This is a genomic window from Clostridium tepidiprofundi DSM 19306, assembly GCF_001594005.1.
Taxonomy (GTDB): Bacteria; Bacillota; Clostridia; order Clostridiales; family Clostridiaceae; genus Clostridium_AC; species Clostridium_AC tepidiprofundi.
This window is the reverse complement of the sequence record NZ_LTBA01000007.1, coordinates 19,909-37,113: the sequence shown is the minus strand read 5'-3', so window position 1 is coordinate 37,113 and position 17,205 is coordinate 19,909. Positions and strand designations below refer to the sequence as shown.

The window sequence follows — 17,205 nt, the reverse complement described above, 5'->3', positions numbered from 1 at the left end:
TCTTTTGCATTAATAAAGCAAGTTTGCTGTGTTTTAAAAAAGCCCATCAAAAGTTAGAATATAAAAATTTTACCTATCATAAATATAAATATATGTTTTATAACTCGGGGGTTTTAAGATGTCAAAGGATAATTTTTATAAGAACTCTTTACTGTTGACTTTATCTAATCTATCAACTGGAATTTTAAAATTCGTCTTTTCAATAATATTATCAAAAAAACTTGGTGCAGAAGGAGTTGGTCTGTACAGTTTAATAATGCCTATTTATGATTTGTTTTGCTGCTTATTATGCGGAGGCATGATAACTGCAATCTCCAAAGAAGCTTCTTTTTATTATAATAAAAATGATTACTCAAATTTAAATAAGACTATACATATTACTATAATATTTGATTTAATATGGTCAATATTTATAGCATTATTATTCTTCATGCTTGCACCATTCATAAGTAATGTAATAATAAAAGACTCTAGAACTCTTTATTCTCTGTGGGCAATAAGTCCAGCATTAGTATTCGTAGCAATATCATCAATCTATAAAGGTTACTTTTTTGGGACTAATAATATAAAAGCTCCTGCTATAATAGATATATTCGAAAAGACAATAAGAGTAGTTGTAATAATAAGTTTAATCAATCTTCTTTCACTAAAAAGTATTACAACAACTGTAACTGCTACTTATATAGCACTATCTTGTGGTGAACTGATTAGCTTGGCCTTATTATATATATTTTATAAATCCAACAAGAAAAAATTTCATAAAAGTTTAAAATCAGAAAGCAGTCCTCAACTACTTTTTAATGTGTTAGCAATTTCATTACCTCTTGCACTAAATGGTTTCTTAACAACTGGTATTTCTACTGTTTCAACATTACTAATTCCTAGAAGACTTGTTGCCGCAGGAATTGAATACACAAATGCACTTGGTCTTATTGGTAAATTTTCAGGTATGGCACTTACTATAGTGTTTTTCCCTATGATATTAATCGTTTCTATGTCAATATTGTTAGTACCGGATATTTCCAATAGTTTAACAAACAAGAATTACTACAAATTAGAAAAAAGAATAAAAGAAATAATAAATATTTCTGTTTTATTGGGTATTACAAGTATGCTTTTGTGCATGTGCATCCCTACTGAACTTGGTAGACTTTTTTACAACAGAAGCGATCTTGGTAATTATATAAGATTTGTTTCATATAGTGCACCATTCACTTATTTAATGACATCAACTTACTCAATACTAAATGGTATGGGGAAACAAAAGGCAGTATTAATCAATTCAATCATTTCCGCAATTCTAGAATTGATTTTATTTTATATATTGATAGGTATTCCTTCTATAAATGTATATGGATATGGTATAACACTAATAATTACATCTCTAGTAGGTTTAATATTAAATTTATTAGAAATAAGGAAAATATGCTCAATAGAAATATATTTCAGCACAATAATAATAGGTTCTTTCTTGACCATATTGATACATTATATACTGAAAATATTTAATTTGATAATACCATCTTCATTGTTCTTGTTTAAAAATCTAATAATAATATTTGTGGCTTTTATGTTGTTTTATTTTTCAATAACCATTTTAAATAAAGCTGAAGAGTAAAAGCAGTTAGGCAATTCCTAACTGCTTTCTTACTCCTTTATTGCATTCATCATAAATTTTGGAATCAACTTAAGAATCCTAGAAGGTAATACATCAAAATCTTTTTTCTTTATTCCTCCTATTATTATAAGTGAATATAAATAAACAAATACAGCTACAAATATAGCAATTACAACGGCTATTAAATTTACAATATAACTATTTACAGCTATAATTATTATGAAGTAATAAACCGAATAAGCTAATAACCCCATTACAATTGACGAAAACAAAGGTTTTGTACTATGCCTAAATAAACTTATTTTAATTTTTAAATATCTATTTATAGTAATATAATTCAAAATCAAAGGTACCAAATAGCAAACTGCATTTCCCAATAATGCACCTTTAATATTTATGCTAGGTATAGCTGTAAATATATAATTTACAATTACTTTTGCAATCAGCCCAATGACTGCATAAATAGTCACAACATATATTTTCCCTATACCCTGAAGTATAGATGTTTGAATCTGAAGTACTGATAATAGAACTAATATTAAAGCACCATACCTCATAAGAACAGCTGCCCTAACATCATAACCAAATAATCTATAAATTCCAGTACTTAATGACATTAATCCAATTGCTGATGGAATAGATATCATAAAGCACAATCTAAAAGCATAATTTATTTTACTTTTTAATGCTTTTCTGTCATTTATGGCAGCTAATCCAGATACCGCAGGCAAAACAGCTGTAGCTAGAGATGTAACAATAGCAATAGGTACATTTATCAAACTAGTATACCATGATGCAAACCAACCCCATAGTGAATTTGTCAATTTTTCGCCAAATCCAATATGCAAAAGTCTAGACTTTACAATAGGTGCATCAATCAAAAGTCCAGCACTCTGAAGTCCTAAACAAATAACCATAGGAATAGAGTAACTCAATATCTTTTTAAGCAATTTCTTATCTGAATACATTCTTGTATTTTTTATATTGTTATCAATATTATGTACAAGAGAATGCTTTTTATATATTGTAATCAACAATATTCCTGCAACTAACGCTCCTAATGTAGTTCCCGTAGTCGCACCAGCAATACCAGCTTCAATCCCAAATCTGATTAATACATAAGAAACACCTATGCTCAAAGATACATTTATTACTTGCTCAACAATCTGCGAAAATGCGGTTGGAGTCATGTTACCTATACCTTGAAAATATCCCCTGTACGTGCTTAATATCCCGGTTATTACCAAAGCAGGTGACAACACCTTTACTGCTAATGCAGCTTTTGGAAAGTTCATGAATGATGTCAGTGGTTCAGCCAATATAAACATCAATAATGTTGTTATTGAACCGAAAACGATCAATAACATCCTTGATATTTTAAAACTTCTAACTGCATCTTTATAATTCCCTGTAGTTATAAGCTCTGACACTATTTTAGAAATCGCTGAAGGCAAGCCCGAATTTGTAACTATATACATCCAAACATATATACTGTAGACATACGAATAAATACCTATACCATCAGCACCCAATATCTTTGATAAAATTGGTAAATATAAAATTGATATTACCTTGGATAGCAAAGCTGCCCCAGACAATATGGCAAAGCCTTTTGTAGTGGACTGCTTTTCTAGAGTTAAATCTTTACCCATAAATTACTCCTTTAATCAAATCTCATAACATCTTTTTTAACCTTCTTAAAAATTGGTGGCAAGCTTTCTGCTATTGTTTTGTTTTCCAAATATGACAATTCATCAGGACAATTTTTGAATATTAGCTTATATGCATATAAAAACTGAAAGTTTAAACCAAATTTATTTGCAAAAAATCCATTTATTTTCTTATCACCATATTTTGGATCACCAATAATAGGTCTGCCTAAAGAGCTCAAATGTGCTCTTATTTGATGGCTTCTACCTGTTAATAGATTCACTTCTATATATGAAAAAGCTCCAACTGTCTCAATTGTTTTTACCTTCATTGATATCTTCTTAGTATCACTCTTTTGTTCTTTATATACAGTTGATATATTATTTTCTTCATTTTTGCTTATATATCCCTCATATAGTCCATCATTTATTTTTCCCTTTATCAATGCAACATAATACTTTTGTATGCTCTTTTCCCTAATCATTTCATTTAGAAGTTTCATCGCCTTAAAATTTTTACCAAATATAACAATACCAGACGTATTTTTGTCAAGCCTATTACATGGAGCTGGTGTAAATGTAACCTCTTTTTGGGGATCATACTCTCCTTTTTCATATAAATAGGATAATACATGATCAGTCAAAGTAGGCTCTCCATTTTTTTTATCTGCATGAACCAATACTCCAGGCCATTTTTCAACAATAAGAATATTCGTATCTTCATATGTAATTTTCATTCCACTGCTTGGAACCATAATAAAATCTTTTTTCTTTGCATTCGATTGAACATATTTTACCTCATAAATATCCCCTTCAACTAGGAAATATTTTTCCTTAGTTTTTTTGCCATTAATCCTTATATCTCCTTTTCTTATAGCCTTATATATAACACTTAAAGGAACATCTTTTAATAGCTTTCTTGAAAATTTATCAACTCTCTGCCCTGCCTCATTTGTACCTATTTCAATTTTCATCAAATTTCCTCCTCGTTTAGATAATCCCACACTGCTTGACACTCTATTGCAACACCAATAGAAAGGCATCTTTCATCAATGTTGAATCTATTGCTGTGTGCAGCATGAACTATATTTTTATAAGCATTCCCACAACCCAAATAATAAAACACTGATGGCTTCTCCATTGCAAAATACGCAAAGCTTTCCACTCCCATACTAGGAGCATCCAATTTTACAATGTTTTTTGACTGAATAATCTTTTCAGCAGAAGAAACCAGCAAATCAGTCATGTAATCATCATTATACAGACACGGATAACTTTCATCAATCTGAATTTCACATTTTCCTCTCATTGAATTAACTATTCCAGTCGTAACTTCCCTCAATCTCATCTTTATATAATCTCTGTGTTCAATATTAAGGCATCTAATAATTCCTTCTAATTCCACTTCTTCAGGTATTATGTTTTGTGCTGTTCCACCATGTATTGAACCTATTGTTATTACTGCTGAATCAGTAGGTGAAATTTCTCTACTTACTATGGTTTGTAATGAAGATATAACATTTGAAGCAATAACAATAGGATCTATAGTGTTTTGAGGATTCGCTCCATGCCCTCCACTACCTATTATTTTTATTTTAAATGGATTTGATGCAGCATTAACAACACCTTTCTTTATACCTATTTTACCAACATCAATCCATTCCTCGACATGAAGCCCAATTATTGCATCAACATCTGGATTTTTTAAGACTCCATCTTCAATCATTAGCCTAGCCCCACCAACTGTTTCCTCAGCTGGTTCGAAAAACAATTTGACATTTCCATTTAATTTATGCCTTATACCATTCAATATTTTGGCAGTTCCCATCAAAATAGCAGTATGTGCATCATGTCCACAAGCATGCATTTTACCTTTATTTTGTGACTTATATTCACAATCATTCTTTTCCTCTATAGGAAGTGCATCCATATCCGCTCTTATCCCTATAGTTTTTTTGCCATTACCATAAATTATAGCACAAACACCTGTCTTTGCCGTTTCATAAAAATCAATACCCTCATTTTTAAGAAAGCATTTTACTTTTTCACTTGTCCTTTCAAGTTCAAAGCCCAATTCTGGATACATATGCAAATCTCTTCTTATTGCTATGACATCTTTTTCAATTTCTCTTGATAATTTTAAAAAATCCACTAAAACACCGCCTTCTGCCAGTATACATCTACCTTATCACCTTGGTGAAGTTCATCATAATATCCTGCATCTTTATCATTTAATTTTAAAACTATTTTACCCTTAGGCTTTGATAAGTCAAAATCTACGAAATCAAATATATCAATAAAAACAAATTTTTCTTTACCTGTCAATATTGTTGATTTCCCATTTATAATAATTTCAATAAATTTTGAAGAATCAACTTCCTTTTCAACCTCACATGCAATGTGTTCTTCAGTCTTTCCTTCAATTTTATATTTTTCAGGCATATCACATATTTTTGTCACATTCTTATATATTCTATCCCCTTCTTTAATAATGTAGTCATCTTCCAATTTTAAATTATTCATACAATAATCAACTTCATTATCTGATATAAAATATTTTTTATACTGTCCAATGGTATTAGGAAATATAATTTCTATATTATCTCCCTCTTCAATTTTAGCGTCAATATTAACTTTGTTACCATTAATAAATACAACAGGCTCAATATTTACTAACTTATCATCCAAATAAAAACTTACAGTATCTATTTTCTTCACATAATCAATAACCTTAGGTTCTGCATGTCCACCATTTTCAGCATACTTTATATCTACTACATCACCATCTTTAACCTCTGAATCCATGCTGCTTACTTCACCATTAATCACTATTTCTGAACTCTTAGGTAGCTTACCAAATGCAACTCTTTTTATACCGTTTACTATAAATCTTTTACTCTTTCCTCTCTTACCAATTAACAATTTAGGATTTATACCTGCCTGCATAACTAAATCCATAACAGTATGCTTTCGAGAATTAAAAAGACTAATAATGCTACCATTTAGTGTTACATTTATGAAGTCACTTCCAGATTTTTTAATCGCTATTAATGCTATACCCAAAACTGTTACTCCTATACTTCCTAAATCCAAAGCATTATCACACATACACTCAATAACAGAATCTCTGCCTTTTACTGCTGTTCTTTGAAGTGGCAAATTTAATTTTTCCGCTAAAACTTCCCTTAAAAATGGTGTATGAGCCCCTCCTCCAACAAGAAAAACTGCATTAGGTGATTTACCTCCATTTAATTCAATTATCTTATCAGCTATCTGCTCTGAAATTTTTACAACAGATGGATTTATTACTTTAAGTACCTCTTCAGAACTTATTTGATTCTCCATTCCAAGAACATCAACAAATGATATGTTTTCTTCTTTTAAACAAGCTCTCTTTATTTCTTCTGCAGTATTAAAATCAGTTAAATAAGTTTGTGCTATAATCTCAGTAATTTCATCACCTGCAAGCGGTACCATTCCATAAGCAACAATACTATCTTTGCTACTTATCGCAATATCAGATGTACCTGCTCCAATATCTATCAAGGCTATATTGAGCAATCTTAAATTTTGAGGAACAGCAGCTTCCATTGCAGCAATGGGCTCAAGCGTTAAATTTTTTACCTTTAGTCCTGCTTTATTCATAACAGAATATAAGCTATCTACAACCGAACGTGGAAGAAATGTAGCTATCACCTCAGCCGAAATATTTTCTCCTTTATGCGATAATAGGCTGCCTATTAAATATCCATTCAAATAATAATTTTTCACACTATATCCAACACAATAGAGCTTACCTTGCGATTGTCTATCGACTTCCTCCTCAGCTTTCTTTACAGCTGTTAACTCAAGTGCACTAACGGTATCCTTATCGATTTCCTTTTCAATATCGATTTCCATATCCACCTTAGTAACTGCCGTTCTTAAAAATCTACCAGCTGCTGCAATATTTACATCTGTAAGCTTTACTCCTAATTTCTTTTCTAAATCTTGCTTTACTTTTACAACAACTTCAGCAACAGATTGAATATTATGTATTTGCCCATCAATCATAGATCTTTCACTATGTTCCATATAACTTTCACATATAACATTAAATTTCTTTTCTTTAACAACACCAACCGTACCTATAATTGAACGTGTACCAATATCTAATGAAAAAATCAAGTCCTTTGGATTAATTTTTGAAAATCCCATACCAATTCCCTCTTTTACTGCAAATATTAAACTCACATTACTAATGATATGAGTTTAATAAAATTATATAATATTACGCTATAACATTCAATTAACTTGCTTAATAAGTCCACTATTAAACAAAATCAATGCATCAAACCTTCTCACTATACCCTCATCAAATTCAATATCAACTACTTTTTCATCTATATTTATTACTTTACCAATACCAAAAGAAACATGCCTAATAACTTCTCCTTTCTTAAGTATATCAACACTTGTATCTTTATTTATTCCTAATTCATTTATAAATCTTGAAGGTTCTTTTGTACTACCTTTTATTCTATCAGATATTCCTAACCATAAATTTTTTTTAGTCCTTGTAACTGCAACATAGAATAATCTTCTTTCTTCTTCAATGTTATCATTATTCTTATGTGGAATATTATCTTCATTACAGTTTATTATGAATACATTCTCAAACTCCATTCCCTTAACACCATGAATCGTGCTGAATATTACACTGTCCCTATTTTCATCATTCTTATTTCTTTTAATTTCACTGCTAACTTCTTCTACATGTACTAAGAATTCATTAATAAAATTAAACTCCTTGCATGACTCCCTAAACTCTTCTACTATCTCTTCCATTTCATCTATATTGTACTTAAATTTAGAACAATACTCTTCAATATATTCATGATAACCCAAACTAAAAATAACATAATCAACAGCACTTTTTAATGATATTTTACTCAAAAAATTTATTTCATTTTGTAACTTTTCAAGAGACTTTATCTGATAAGGATGAACATTTCCCATGTTTTTCAAAATCTCAAAACAACTGTTTTTTTCTCTGTGATTCTTAAGCTTTTCAATGTTTATTTTACTTACATATCTGAAAGGCTTATTTATTATTCTAGTAAAACTCTCTCTATCACATGGATCTATACTCAACTTTAAATATGCAATTATATCACGACAAATAAAATGTTCAAAAAAATTATAACCCCTATCAAAAAATCTAAACGGAATCCTTTTTCTAATAAATGCATCTATCAAGCTTCTACTTTCAATATTGGTTCTATACAAAACAACATTACTTGAAAGCTTATAATTTGAAATTTTATTGAGCTTCAATATTATATTTGAAATCTCATTTGCTTGACCATTTTCATCATTAGAATTAATAACATTTATTTTGCTATCAACTTTTTTCACAGCATTTATTGTTTTAGAATTCCTAATTTTATTATTGATAATCAATTTATTAGAAGCTTCTATGATGTTCTTAGGACTTCTATAATTATTGCTCAAAAATACCTTTTTACCACCATCAAAGTATTTATCAAATTCAACCATACAATCAGGTCTTGACCCTCTAAAAGAATATATACATTGGTCTTCATCCCCTACTGCAAATAAAGAATTATTCAAATTTAATAATCTTAAAATATCAATCTGCAATTTATCACAATCTTGAAATTCATCAACAAGAATGTACTTAAACAACATTCTATAGCCATTTAGAATATTTTCATTTTTCAAAAACAGTTCTCTAACCTTTATCTGCAAATCATCAAAATCTAAAAGTTTATTCCGTTTTTTATATTCTTCATATTTTATAAAGCAATCATTGAAAATATTTTTATCCATAGTGCTTTTAAAAAATTCTATATCTATCAGTGAATTTTTAAACACTGAAATATCATTTAATGTCTCCTTGACCTTTTCATCTGTAATCTCATCAAAATATTCTTTAAGTACACTCTTAATGACATTATACGACTGACTTGAGCCTATTATTTCAATGTTACCATAATGTCTTTTAACTATTTTATAGAAAAGCCCATGAAATGTCCCAAAAAATGGACTGCGTTTTTGAATACCTAATTCACTATATCTATTTTTCATGTTAATAGCTGCCATTCTGGTAAATGTTATTACTACAATATTGTCAGGACTTACTCCTTTTTTTACCAAATAAAAAACTCTGTTAATAATGGTAGTCGTTTTACCGCTTCCCGGCGCAGCTACCACAAGCAAATTCCTTTCATCAGTCTTTACAGCAATTCTTTGAAATTTATCTAAATTTTCTTCAAAATTCACATAGACACCTCTGTTTTCTGATTTTTTTATTGTAATAGACAAATAATAGTATTAGAATTAATCTGTACTTATCAAGTTATAAAATTCGTATTTTTGTTTAGAGAATTATACGATTTTAAGAACTTAACAAGTATATATCATTTTCATTATAAATTATAACCATAAAACATACTGATTAAAATAGAAAAAGGTGAGTAAAATGAAATTTACACGAAATTTAACTATGCTTGTTGATTTTTATGAATTAACTATGGCTAATGGCTACCTAGATAATGATATTGGTAATAAGATAGCATATTTTGATATGTTCTTTAGAAGAGTACCTGATAAAGGTGGATACTGCATAATGGCAGGCGTTGAGCAACTAATTGAGTATCTCTCAGAGTTAAAATTTACAGAAAGCGACATAGATTACCTCAGAAGCAAAAATATTTTTTCTGAAAAATTTCTTGATTATCTGAGAAACTTTAAGTTTTCTTGTGATGTATGGGCTATTCCAGAGGGAAATCCTGTTTTCCCTGGTGAACCTTTAGTTACTGTGAAAGGTCCTATTATACAAGCTCAGTTTATTGAAACCATGATTCTTTTAACCATTAACCATCAAACGCTTATAGCTACAAAAGCGAACAGAATATGCAGAGCTGCAAAAGGTCGTACCGTAATGGAATTTGGCTCAAGACGTGCTCAAGGTTATGATGGTGCTATTTATGGCTCAAGAGCAGCAATAATTGGTGGTTGTGACTCTACTGCATGCACAATTTCTGATAAAATATTCGGTACAATGGCTGTCGGAACAATGGCACATAGTTGGGTTCAATTATTTGATAACGAATATGAAGCCTTCAAATCATGGGCAAAAACCTATCCTGATAATTGTACTTTTCTAGTCGATACATATAACGTTTTAAAATCAGGAATACCAAATACAATAAAAGTCGCTGATGAAGTATTAAAACCTATGGGAAAAAGACCTAAAGGAGTTAGAATTGATAGCGGTGATATAACATATTTGAGCAAGAAAGTAAGAAAAATGCTTGATGATGCTGGATATAATGATGTGAAAATTATAGTATCCAATTCATTAGATGAATATATAATACGTGGTGTACTCGATAATGGAGCAAAAATTGATGGTTTTGGAGTTGGTGAAAGGCTCATAACAGCAAGATCAGAACCTGTTTTTGGAGGTGTATACAAACTCGTTGCTATTGAAAATAACGGTGAAATAGTTCCTAAAATAAAAATAAGCGAGAATACTGAAAAAATAACTAATCCAGGCTTTAAAAAGATTTATAGAATATTTGACAACAAAACAAACAAAGCTATTGCAGATTTAATAACATTAAACAATGAATCAATAGTTGAAAATAAACCTCTGACTTTGTTCAATCCTATTCATACTTGGAAAAGAAAGAAAATTACAGATTTTCACGTTAAGGAACTTATGGTAAAGATATTCGAAGATGGTAAACCAATATATACTTCTCCTAGTGTTTTAGATATAAGAGAATACACAAAAAAAGAACTTTCAACACTTTGGAATGAAGTTTTAAGGTTTGAAAATCCTCACACATATTATGTTGATTTATCATATGATTTATGGAAATTAAAACAAGATATGCTCCTCAAATATACAACACACTTTGAAAAATAATTCACTGCAACTAGCTCGCATAACAAAAGATAGATGAACTTAAAAACATCTATCTTTTTTATAAGTATCCTGTCAAACATAAAGTATCTTATCAAGTTTAAATATATTAATCCTTCAATTCATAATATGCAATATAAATATTTAATATAATATATTTTTTATTAATATTGACTATAAAAATCTCTGCATACTACATTTTTCGTTGTAATATATATGATAAAAATCTAAATTACGAATTGAAGATATTAATTCTATTTGTATAGCAAACTTAATAGTGAATCACTATCTTGTAATAACATTTCACAATCATATTCTTTATTGTATATACACTCCTTTGTAACATTAATTTCTTTAAATGGACATACGCCATCAAACTCCGTGCAATTATAAAAAACACACTCTTTAAAACAACATACTTCTTCGTTTTGCGTAGATAAAAAAGGACATCTATCCATACTCCCCCACCCCTTTAATGCAAATAAATTATTGTTTCCCACTTATTATACACTAAAATAAACATATTTTCAAAATTATGAATAAATTTTGAAAATTATTTAACTTGTCCTTAATATAATATAATGTTATACTTTTGTTATACACAAACAACATGACAATATGAACTAGAAATTGGAGAGATGAAAATTGAAAAATGTAAAAAAAACAATTCTATTTACACTAATTTTTACTATGTTACTTTCGTTTAGTGCATTTGCTGCACAACCCGTACCCGAATTAATAGGTACATCTGCAATATCAGTCGATATGGATACCAATGAAATAATTTACACAAAAAACATTGATGCAAAAGTTTATCCAGCATCAATAACAAAGCTATTAACTTCTATTTTATTAGCTGAAAATAAAAGCAAAACAGATATGCTAAAATATACAAAGAGTGCTTCTTTGCAACCGGCTTATTCATATGGTGTTAATATTTACAAAGTAAACATTGGTGATCCAATGAGCGCTGATAATGTTATGGATGGTCTTCTTTTGTATTCTGGAAATGATTTTGCCTATATGGTAGCCGACAATGTAGCTGGTAATGTAGAAAATTTTGCAAAATTGATGAATAAAAAAGCAAAGCAATTAGGAATGTTACATTCCAATTTTGTTACTCCTAACGGACTTGATAGCAATACAGATGACCACTATACAACAGCATACGATTTGACAAAACTAGCAAAAGCGGCATATGAAAATGATTGGGTAAGAGAATCTATGGGTAAAAAAACTAGCATTATTGGTTTTGCAAATGGACCTAAAGCCAAAGTTACTAATAGAAATAAACTTCTTGGCATAGATGGATGTATAGGTGGTAAAACAGGTTTTACTGATAAAGCAGGTAGATGTCTTGTAGCAATTTACAATAGAAATGATAGACATATAATAGGGGTTGTTATGAACTCTGAATACGATACTAAAGATACAAAAGTATTTGAAGATATGCAAAAACTTATTGACTGGAGTTATAATGCAACAAAAGATACTTTAATAGACAAGAATACAAAAGTTTATACTGTTAAAGCATCTTATAAGGTTATTCCATTTATAGGTCCAGAAAAAAGTATTGAAATCCCCCTTGAAGTCAGAACAAATATTGACTATTATAACAATGACATAGTTCCTAAAAAAACATTTGATATAGGCAATATTGATCCTTGGAAGTTAGATAAAAAAACTTCACTCGGTACGATGACTATAACTCAAAGAGACTATAGTAAGACATATGATTTGTACTCAACGATTACAACAAAAGACATATTACATGATAATATGTTGATTTATATAGCTGCTGGAGTAGGTATTGTAGTAATATTAATATTATTGTTTGCATTAATTATTTCAATCAAAAAAAGAAAAAATAGAAGAAGACGCAGAAGATATTATTAAAGGAAGTATGAATATGGATTCAAATTACAATGATTATAATGAAATAGTAGATATACTAAAAGCTTTATCTCATCCAGTAAGATTATGTATAGTTAAAGGTTTATTACAACAAAATGGGAAATGTAATGTTTCTCACATAAAAGATTGTCTATCTCTACCTCAATCTACAGTTTCTCAACATCTCCAAAAGCTGAAGGCTGCTGGAATTATTAAAGGTGAAAGAAACGGACTTGAAATAAATTATACAGTTGTTAATGAGACAGCAATTAAAATTATAAATTCTATATTTTTTTAAAAAAATTATTTAAGCCCCTGTAAACTACCTTATAGGAACTGAATATTCTAATGTAAATCTATTTATTTAGTAATGTTTAAGCCAAGGAAATTTCCTTGGCTTAAGGCATTTTCAAAAAAATAACTAGTCAGTATGCTAGTCTATTTTGCGAACTACTTCATCGTTGGAACCCGTTGATAGAACCTACTATCAGCGGAACCCAACTCTTTGTATTTCACAAAATATACGTCGCATCTTTGACTTGTTATTTTCTTTCAAATGCCTAATATAAATATTTCTTTGCAATATATTATTATTCACTTTTTAAACATAATACCAGTGAACCCGTCAGACAAACTAACTAAGCTTACTCCTAAAATAATAATTATACAACCCATAACCTGCCAAATAGTAATGCTTTCATTGAGAATTATTTTAGCCGCAACTATGCTAATTATAGGTTGTAAATTTATATAAGTTGTAATTGTGGTAGCACCTAATTTCTTTAAACAATATATATAAATCAAATACCCTAGAAATGAACATAATATTGCTAAAAATAATATATTTAAAATAACCTTTGATGATGGTATATTCACCGTCTTCTTTATAATTCCAACCAAGAATGCAGGACTCAAAAAAATTGTTCCCCATATAACCTGATAAGTAGTAACTGTAATACTTTTATAATTGCCTTTGAATTTGCTTGTTATTACATTATAGACAATCCACGAAATTACACAAGCAAACGCCATGAAGTCACCAATACTTCCCTTCGAAAATAAACTAACTCTCTCTTTTGAGATAATAATAATTATTATACCTACTACACTGAAAGTTGCACCTATTATTTTAAATAAACCTATCTTTTCATTAAAAATAATTTTTTGAACTGGTAATGTGAATATCGGTATTGTAGCAATCAAAATTGCAACATTAGCTGCTGATGTAAATTTTACTGAATAGTTTTCAAAAAAGAAATACAATGATACCCCAAATAATCCACTTAACATCATTTTAAGCTTGTCCTCTTTCAATATCTTTTCATTGGGATATTTGTGCTTATGTATAAAAAATAAAATCAACGAAGCAATTAAAAATCTATAAAACGCTGCCAATGTAGGTTCAACTTCAACAACAATAACTTTTATACTTAAATATGAAAGACTCCATACAATCATTAAAAATATTGCCGCTAAGTGTGCTGTTCTTTTATTTTCCATATTGTTATCTCCTATCCAATTAATATAATATTTTATTAGATTATACTATAATTATTGGCATTGTAAAATAACATTTTAAAAATATGCGGTCAAATTTTTACAAGACTCCCACTTCTATAAGTGGGAGATTGAAGATTTTGCTTCAGGTGGAGTAGAGTCTCCACCTGAAGTCCCGATGTTTTGCTTTAGCAAAACGAGTTCACTACAAATTATTTACTTTCATTGCTCTAATAGAATTTAATACAGCAATCAGAGCAACTCCAACATCAGCAAAAACTGCTTCCCACATAGTCGCAATTCCACATGCACCAAGCAATAAAACAACACCTTTTACACCAAGCGCAAATATAATATTTTGCCATATAATTCTTCTAGTTCTTTTTGCAATTTTAATTGCAATTGGTAATTTAGAAGGTTCATCGGTCATTAATACTATATCAGCAGCCTCAATTGCAGCATCAGAACCTACTCCTCCCATTGCTATGCCAATATCTGCTCTCGCTAATACAGGAGCATCATTAATTCCATCACCTACAAAAACAAGTTTACCTTTTAAAGATTTCTGTTTATATAATTCTTCTAATTTTTCAACTTTCTGGTGTGGTAAAAGTTCAGAATACACATCGTCCAATCCTAGTTTTTCTGCTATTTTTACTCCTACTGAACTCCTATCCCCCGTGAGCATAATAATTTTTTTAACGCCTATATTTCTTAATTCCTTTATAGCACTTTCAGAATCTTTTTTCATCTCATCTGATATTACAATAAATCCTGAATATTTTTTATCTATGGCTAAATATATAACAGTTCCTATCTTTTCTACTTTTTCAAATTTAACATTTTCTTTTTGCATCAGTTTTGCATTTCCAACAAGTACTTCTTTTCCCTGTATAACTGCCTTAACACCATGACCTGATATCTCTTCATAATTTTCTACTTCTTTTTGATTTATTTCTTCACCATAAGCCTTTAGAATTGAAGTAGCAATAGGATGATTAGAATAACTTTCTGCAAATGCAACATATTTTAATAACTCATCTTCATTCATATCACCATAAGTATTTACTTCAGTAACTTTAAATACTCCTTTTGTAAGTGTACCAGTTTTGTCGAAAACAACAGTATCTACATAGTTTAATATTTCTAAATAGTTACTACCTTTGATTAATATACCATTTCTAGACGCACCACCTATTCCAGCAAAAAATCCAAGTGGAATAGAAATAACCAATGCACACGGACAAGATACAACTAAAAAAATTAATGCTCTATAAGCCCAATCCGAAAAAGTAGCTCCATTGATAAATAGTGTAGGTAATATAGCTAAAGCAAGTGCTGAAAATACAATTATAGGAGTGTAATATCTTGCAAATTTAGTGATGAAATTTTCAGTAGGTGCTTTTTTGGTACTTGCATTCTGTACTAGATCTAATATTTTAGACACAGTAGATTCACCAAATTCTTTTGTTACTCTAATAGTCAGCACTCCACTTTTATTAATAAATCCTGATAAAATATCACTTCCTGATTTTACTTCCCTTGGTACTGATTCACCAGTTAAGGCAGACGTGTCAACCATTGATTTACCATCTATAATTTTTCCGTCAAGTGGAATTTTCTCGCCGGGTTTTACGATTATATAATCGTCAATTTTTACTTCATATGGAGAAACTCTCTTAATATCATCACCAACTTTGAGGTTTGCATAATCTGGACGAATATCAATAAGAGATTTAATGGAACGTCTTGAACGATTCACTGCAATATCCTCAAAAAGCTCACCTATCTGATAAAATAGCATTACAGCCACACCTTCAGGAAACTCTTTAATTGCAAATGCACCAATTGTTGCAATACTCATAAGAAAATTTTCATCGAACAATTGACCTCTAAAAATATTTTTTACAGCCTTTAGTAGAACTTCCCCACCTACTAATAAATAACTAGTAAAAAACATGACAAATTCTATACTAGGTGAAAATTTGAAAACTAGTGCTATACCAAACAATATAGCTCCTATAATAAGCCTTATCATATATTAATCCCTTCTTCTCATTTATTTTCATATACATTATTTAAACATTTAGACATTTGAAAAATAACAAAAATCAAATATACCAGCATACTTGCTAATTATTTTCTTGAAGATGTCTTAACCCTTGATCAAATATTTGTTTTATATGATCATCATCTAAGGAATAATACACTACCTTACCTTCTCTACGGAATTTTACAAGCCTAGCTTGTTTCAAAATTCTAAGTTGATGTGAAATAGCAGATTGAGTCATATCGAGTAACGCCGCTATATCACAAACACACATTTCTGCTGAAAATAAAGCATATAATATTTTAATTCTAGTTGAATCACCAAAAACTTTAAAAAGCTCTGCTAAATCATATAAATTCTCTTCCTGCGGCATATTAACCTTAACTTCACTTACTATATCTTCATGGATTATCTTACAACTACATGTTTCAATTTCCAGTTTATTATCTATCATATTATTCCTCCCATTATTGTTTGATAATGCAAAGTATTTACACTATCATCGTCTCGTTAATAACATATGAACATTTGTTCATATGTTATTATATTCAATTATAAATGA

At 29.5% G+C, this 17,205-nt stretch carries 13 protein-coding genes; 4 read left to right on the top strand and 9 right to left on the bottom strand.

What is annotated here, in order from left to right; translation table 11 throughout:
• Positions 1 to 118: 118 nt before the first annotated feature.
• Positions 119 to 1,618 carry a stage V sporulation protein B gene (gene spoVB, locus CLTEP_RS04910; protein WP_066823468.1) on the top strand — a complete coding sequence of 500 codons (1,500 nt, stop codon included), beginning with the start codon at positions 119 to 121 and terminating at the stop codon, positions 1,616 to 1,618.
• Positions 1,619 to 1,647: 29 nt separating this feature from the next.
• Here the strand turns inward: spoVB and CLTEP_RS04905 are convergent, their stop codons facing one another.
• The 5 genes from CLTEP_RS04905 to CLTEP_RS04885 all read right to left on the bottom strand — a co-directional run bounded on the left by CLTEP_RS04905 (position 1,648) and on the right by CLTEP_RS04885 (position 9,552).
• Positions 1,648 to 3,270, bottom strand: coding sequence for a putative polysaccharide biosynthesis protein (locus CLTEP_RS04905; protein WP_066823465.1), 1,623 nt, complete (start codon positions 3,268 to 3,270; stop codon positions 1,648 to 1,650).
• Positions 3,271 to 3,281: 11 nt separating this feature from the next.
• A complete protein-coding gene (locus CLTEP_RS04900) occupies positions 3,282 to 4,241 on the bottom strand; it encodes an RluA family pseudouridine synthase (RefSeq protein WP_066823463.1) in 960 nt (319 codons plus the stop codon).
• Positions 4,241 to 5,419 carry a M20 metallopeptidase family protein gene (locus CLTEP_RS04895; RefSeq protein WP_066823462.1) on the bottom strand — a complete coding sequence of 393 codons (1,179 nt, stop codon included), beginning with the start codon at positions 5,417 to 5,419 and terminating at the stop codon, positions 4,241 to 4,243. Before CLTEP_RS04895 ends, CLTEP_RS04900 begins: the two co-directional genes overlap by 1 nt.
• A complete protein-coding gene (locus CLTEP_RS04890) occupies positions 5,419 to 7,464 on the bottom strand; it encodes a cell division protein FtsA (RefSeq protein WP_066823460.1) in 2,046 nt (681 codons plus the stop codon). Before CLTEP_RS04890 ends, CLTEP_RS04895 begins: the two co-directional genes overlap by 1 nt.
• An 87-nt stretch (positions 7,465 to 7,551) precedes the next feature.
• A complete protein-coding gene (locus tag CLTEP_RS04885) occupies positions 7,552 to 9,552 on the bottom strand; it encodes an ATP-dependent helicase (protein WP_066823458.1) in 2,001 nt (666 codons plus the stop codon).
• A gap of 199 nt (positions 9,553 to 9,751) precedes the next feature.
• Between CLTEP_RS04885 and CLTEP_RS04880 the strand changes: the two genes are divergently transcribed.
• Entirely contained in the window at positions 9,752 to 11,206 is a 1,455-nt protein-coding gene (locus tag CLTEP_RS04880; protein ID WP_066823455.1) for a nicotinate phosphoribosyltransferase, read from the top strand.
• Positions 11,207 to 11,457: 251 nt separating this feature from the next.
• Here the strand turns inward: CLTEP_RS04880 and CLTEP_RS04875 are convergent, their stop codons facing one another.
• A complete protein-coding gene (locus tag CLTEP_RS04875; RefSeq protein ID WP_066823452.1) occupies positions 11,458 to 11,661 on the bottom strand; it encodes a hypothetical protein in 204 nt (67 codons plus the stop codon).
• Positions 11,662 to 11,848: 187 nt separating this feature from the next.
• Here CLTEP_RS04875 and CLTEP_RS04870 point away from each other — a divergent pair, with 187 nt between their 5' ends.
• Complete coding sequence (locus tag CLTEP_RS04870; RefSeq protein WP_242863868.1) at positions 11,849 to 13,099, top strand: D-alanyl-D-alanine carboxypeptidase family protein; 1,251 nt, start codon at positions 11,849 to 11,851, stop codon at positions 13,097 to 13,099.
• Positions 13,100 to 13,112: 13 nt separating this feature from the next.
• Positions 13,113 to 13,394 carry an ArsR/SmtB family transcription factor gene (locus CLTEP_RS04865; RefSeq protein ID WP_066823449.1) on the top strand — a complete coding sequence of 94 codons (282 nt, stop codon included), beginning with the start codon at positions 13,113 to 13,115 and terminating at the stop codon, positions 13,392 to 13,394.
• Between the two features lie 296 nt (positions 13,395 to 13,690).
• Here the strand turns inward: CLTEP_RS04865 and CLTEP_RS04860 are convergent, their stop codons facing one another.
• The 3 genes from CLTEP_RS04860 to CLTEP_RS04850 all read right to left on the bottom strand — a co-directional run bounded on the left by CLTEP_RS04860 (position 13,691) and on the right by CLTEP_RS04850 (position 17,097).
• On the bottom strand, positions 13,691 to 14,596 hold the full coding sequence (locus tag CLTEP_RS04860) for a DMT family transporter (protein WP_066823445.1): 906 nt from the start codon (positions 14,594 to 14,596) through the stop codon (positions 13,691 to 13,693).
• A 202-nt stretch (positions 14,597 to 14,798) separates the two neighbouring features.
• Entirely contained in the window at positions 14,799 to 16,631 is a 1,833-nt protein-coding gene (locus tag CLTEP_RS04855; RefSeq protein ID WP_084364654.1) for a heavy metal translocating P-type ATPase, read from the bottom strand.
• Between the two features lie 94 nt (positions 16,632 to 16,725).
• Positions 16,726 to 17,097, bottom strand: coding sequence for an ArsR/SmtB family transcription factor (locus CLTEP_RS04850; RefSeq protein ID WP_153016280.1), 372 nt, complete (start codon positions 17,095 to 17,097; stop codon positions 16,726 to 16,728).
• Positions 17,098 to 17,205 lie beyond the last annotated feature (108 nt).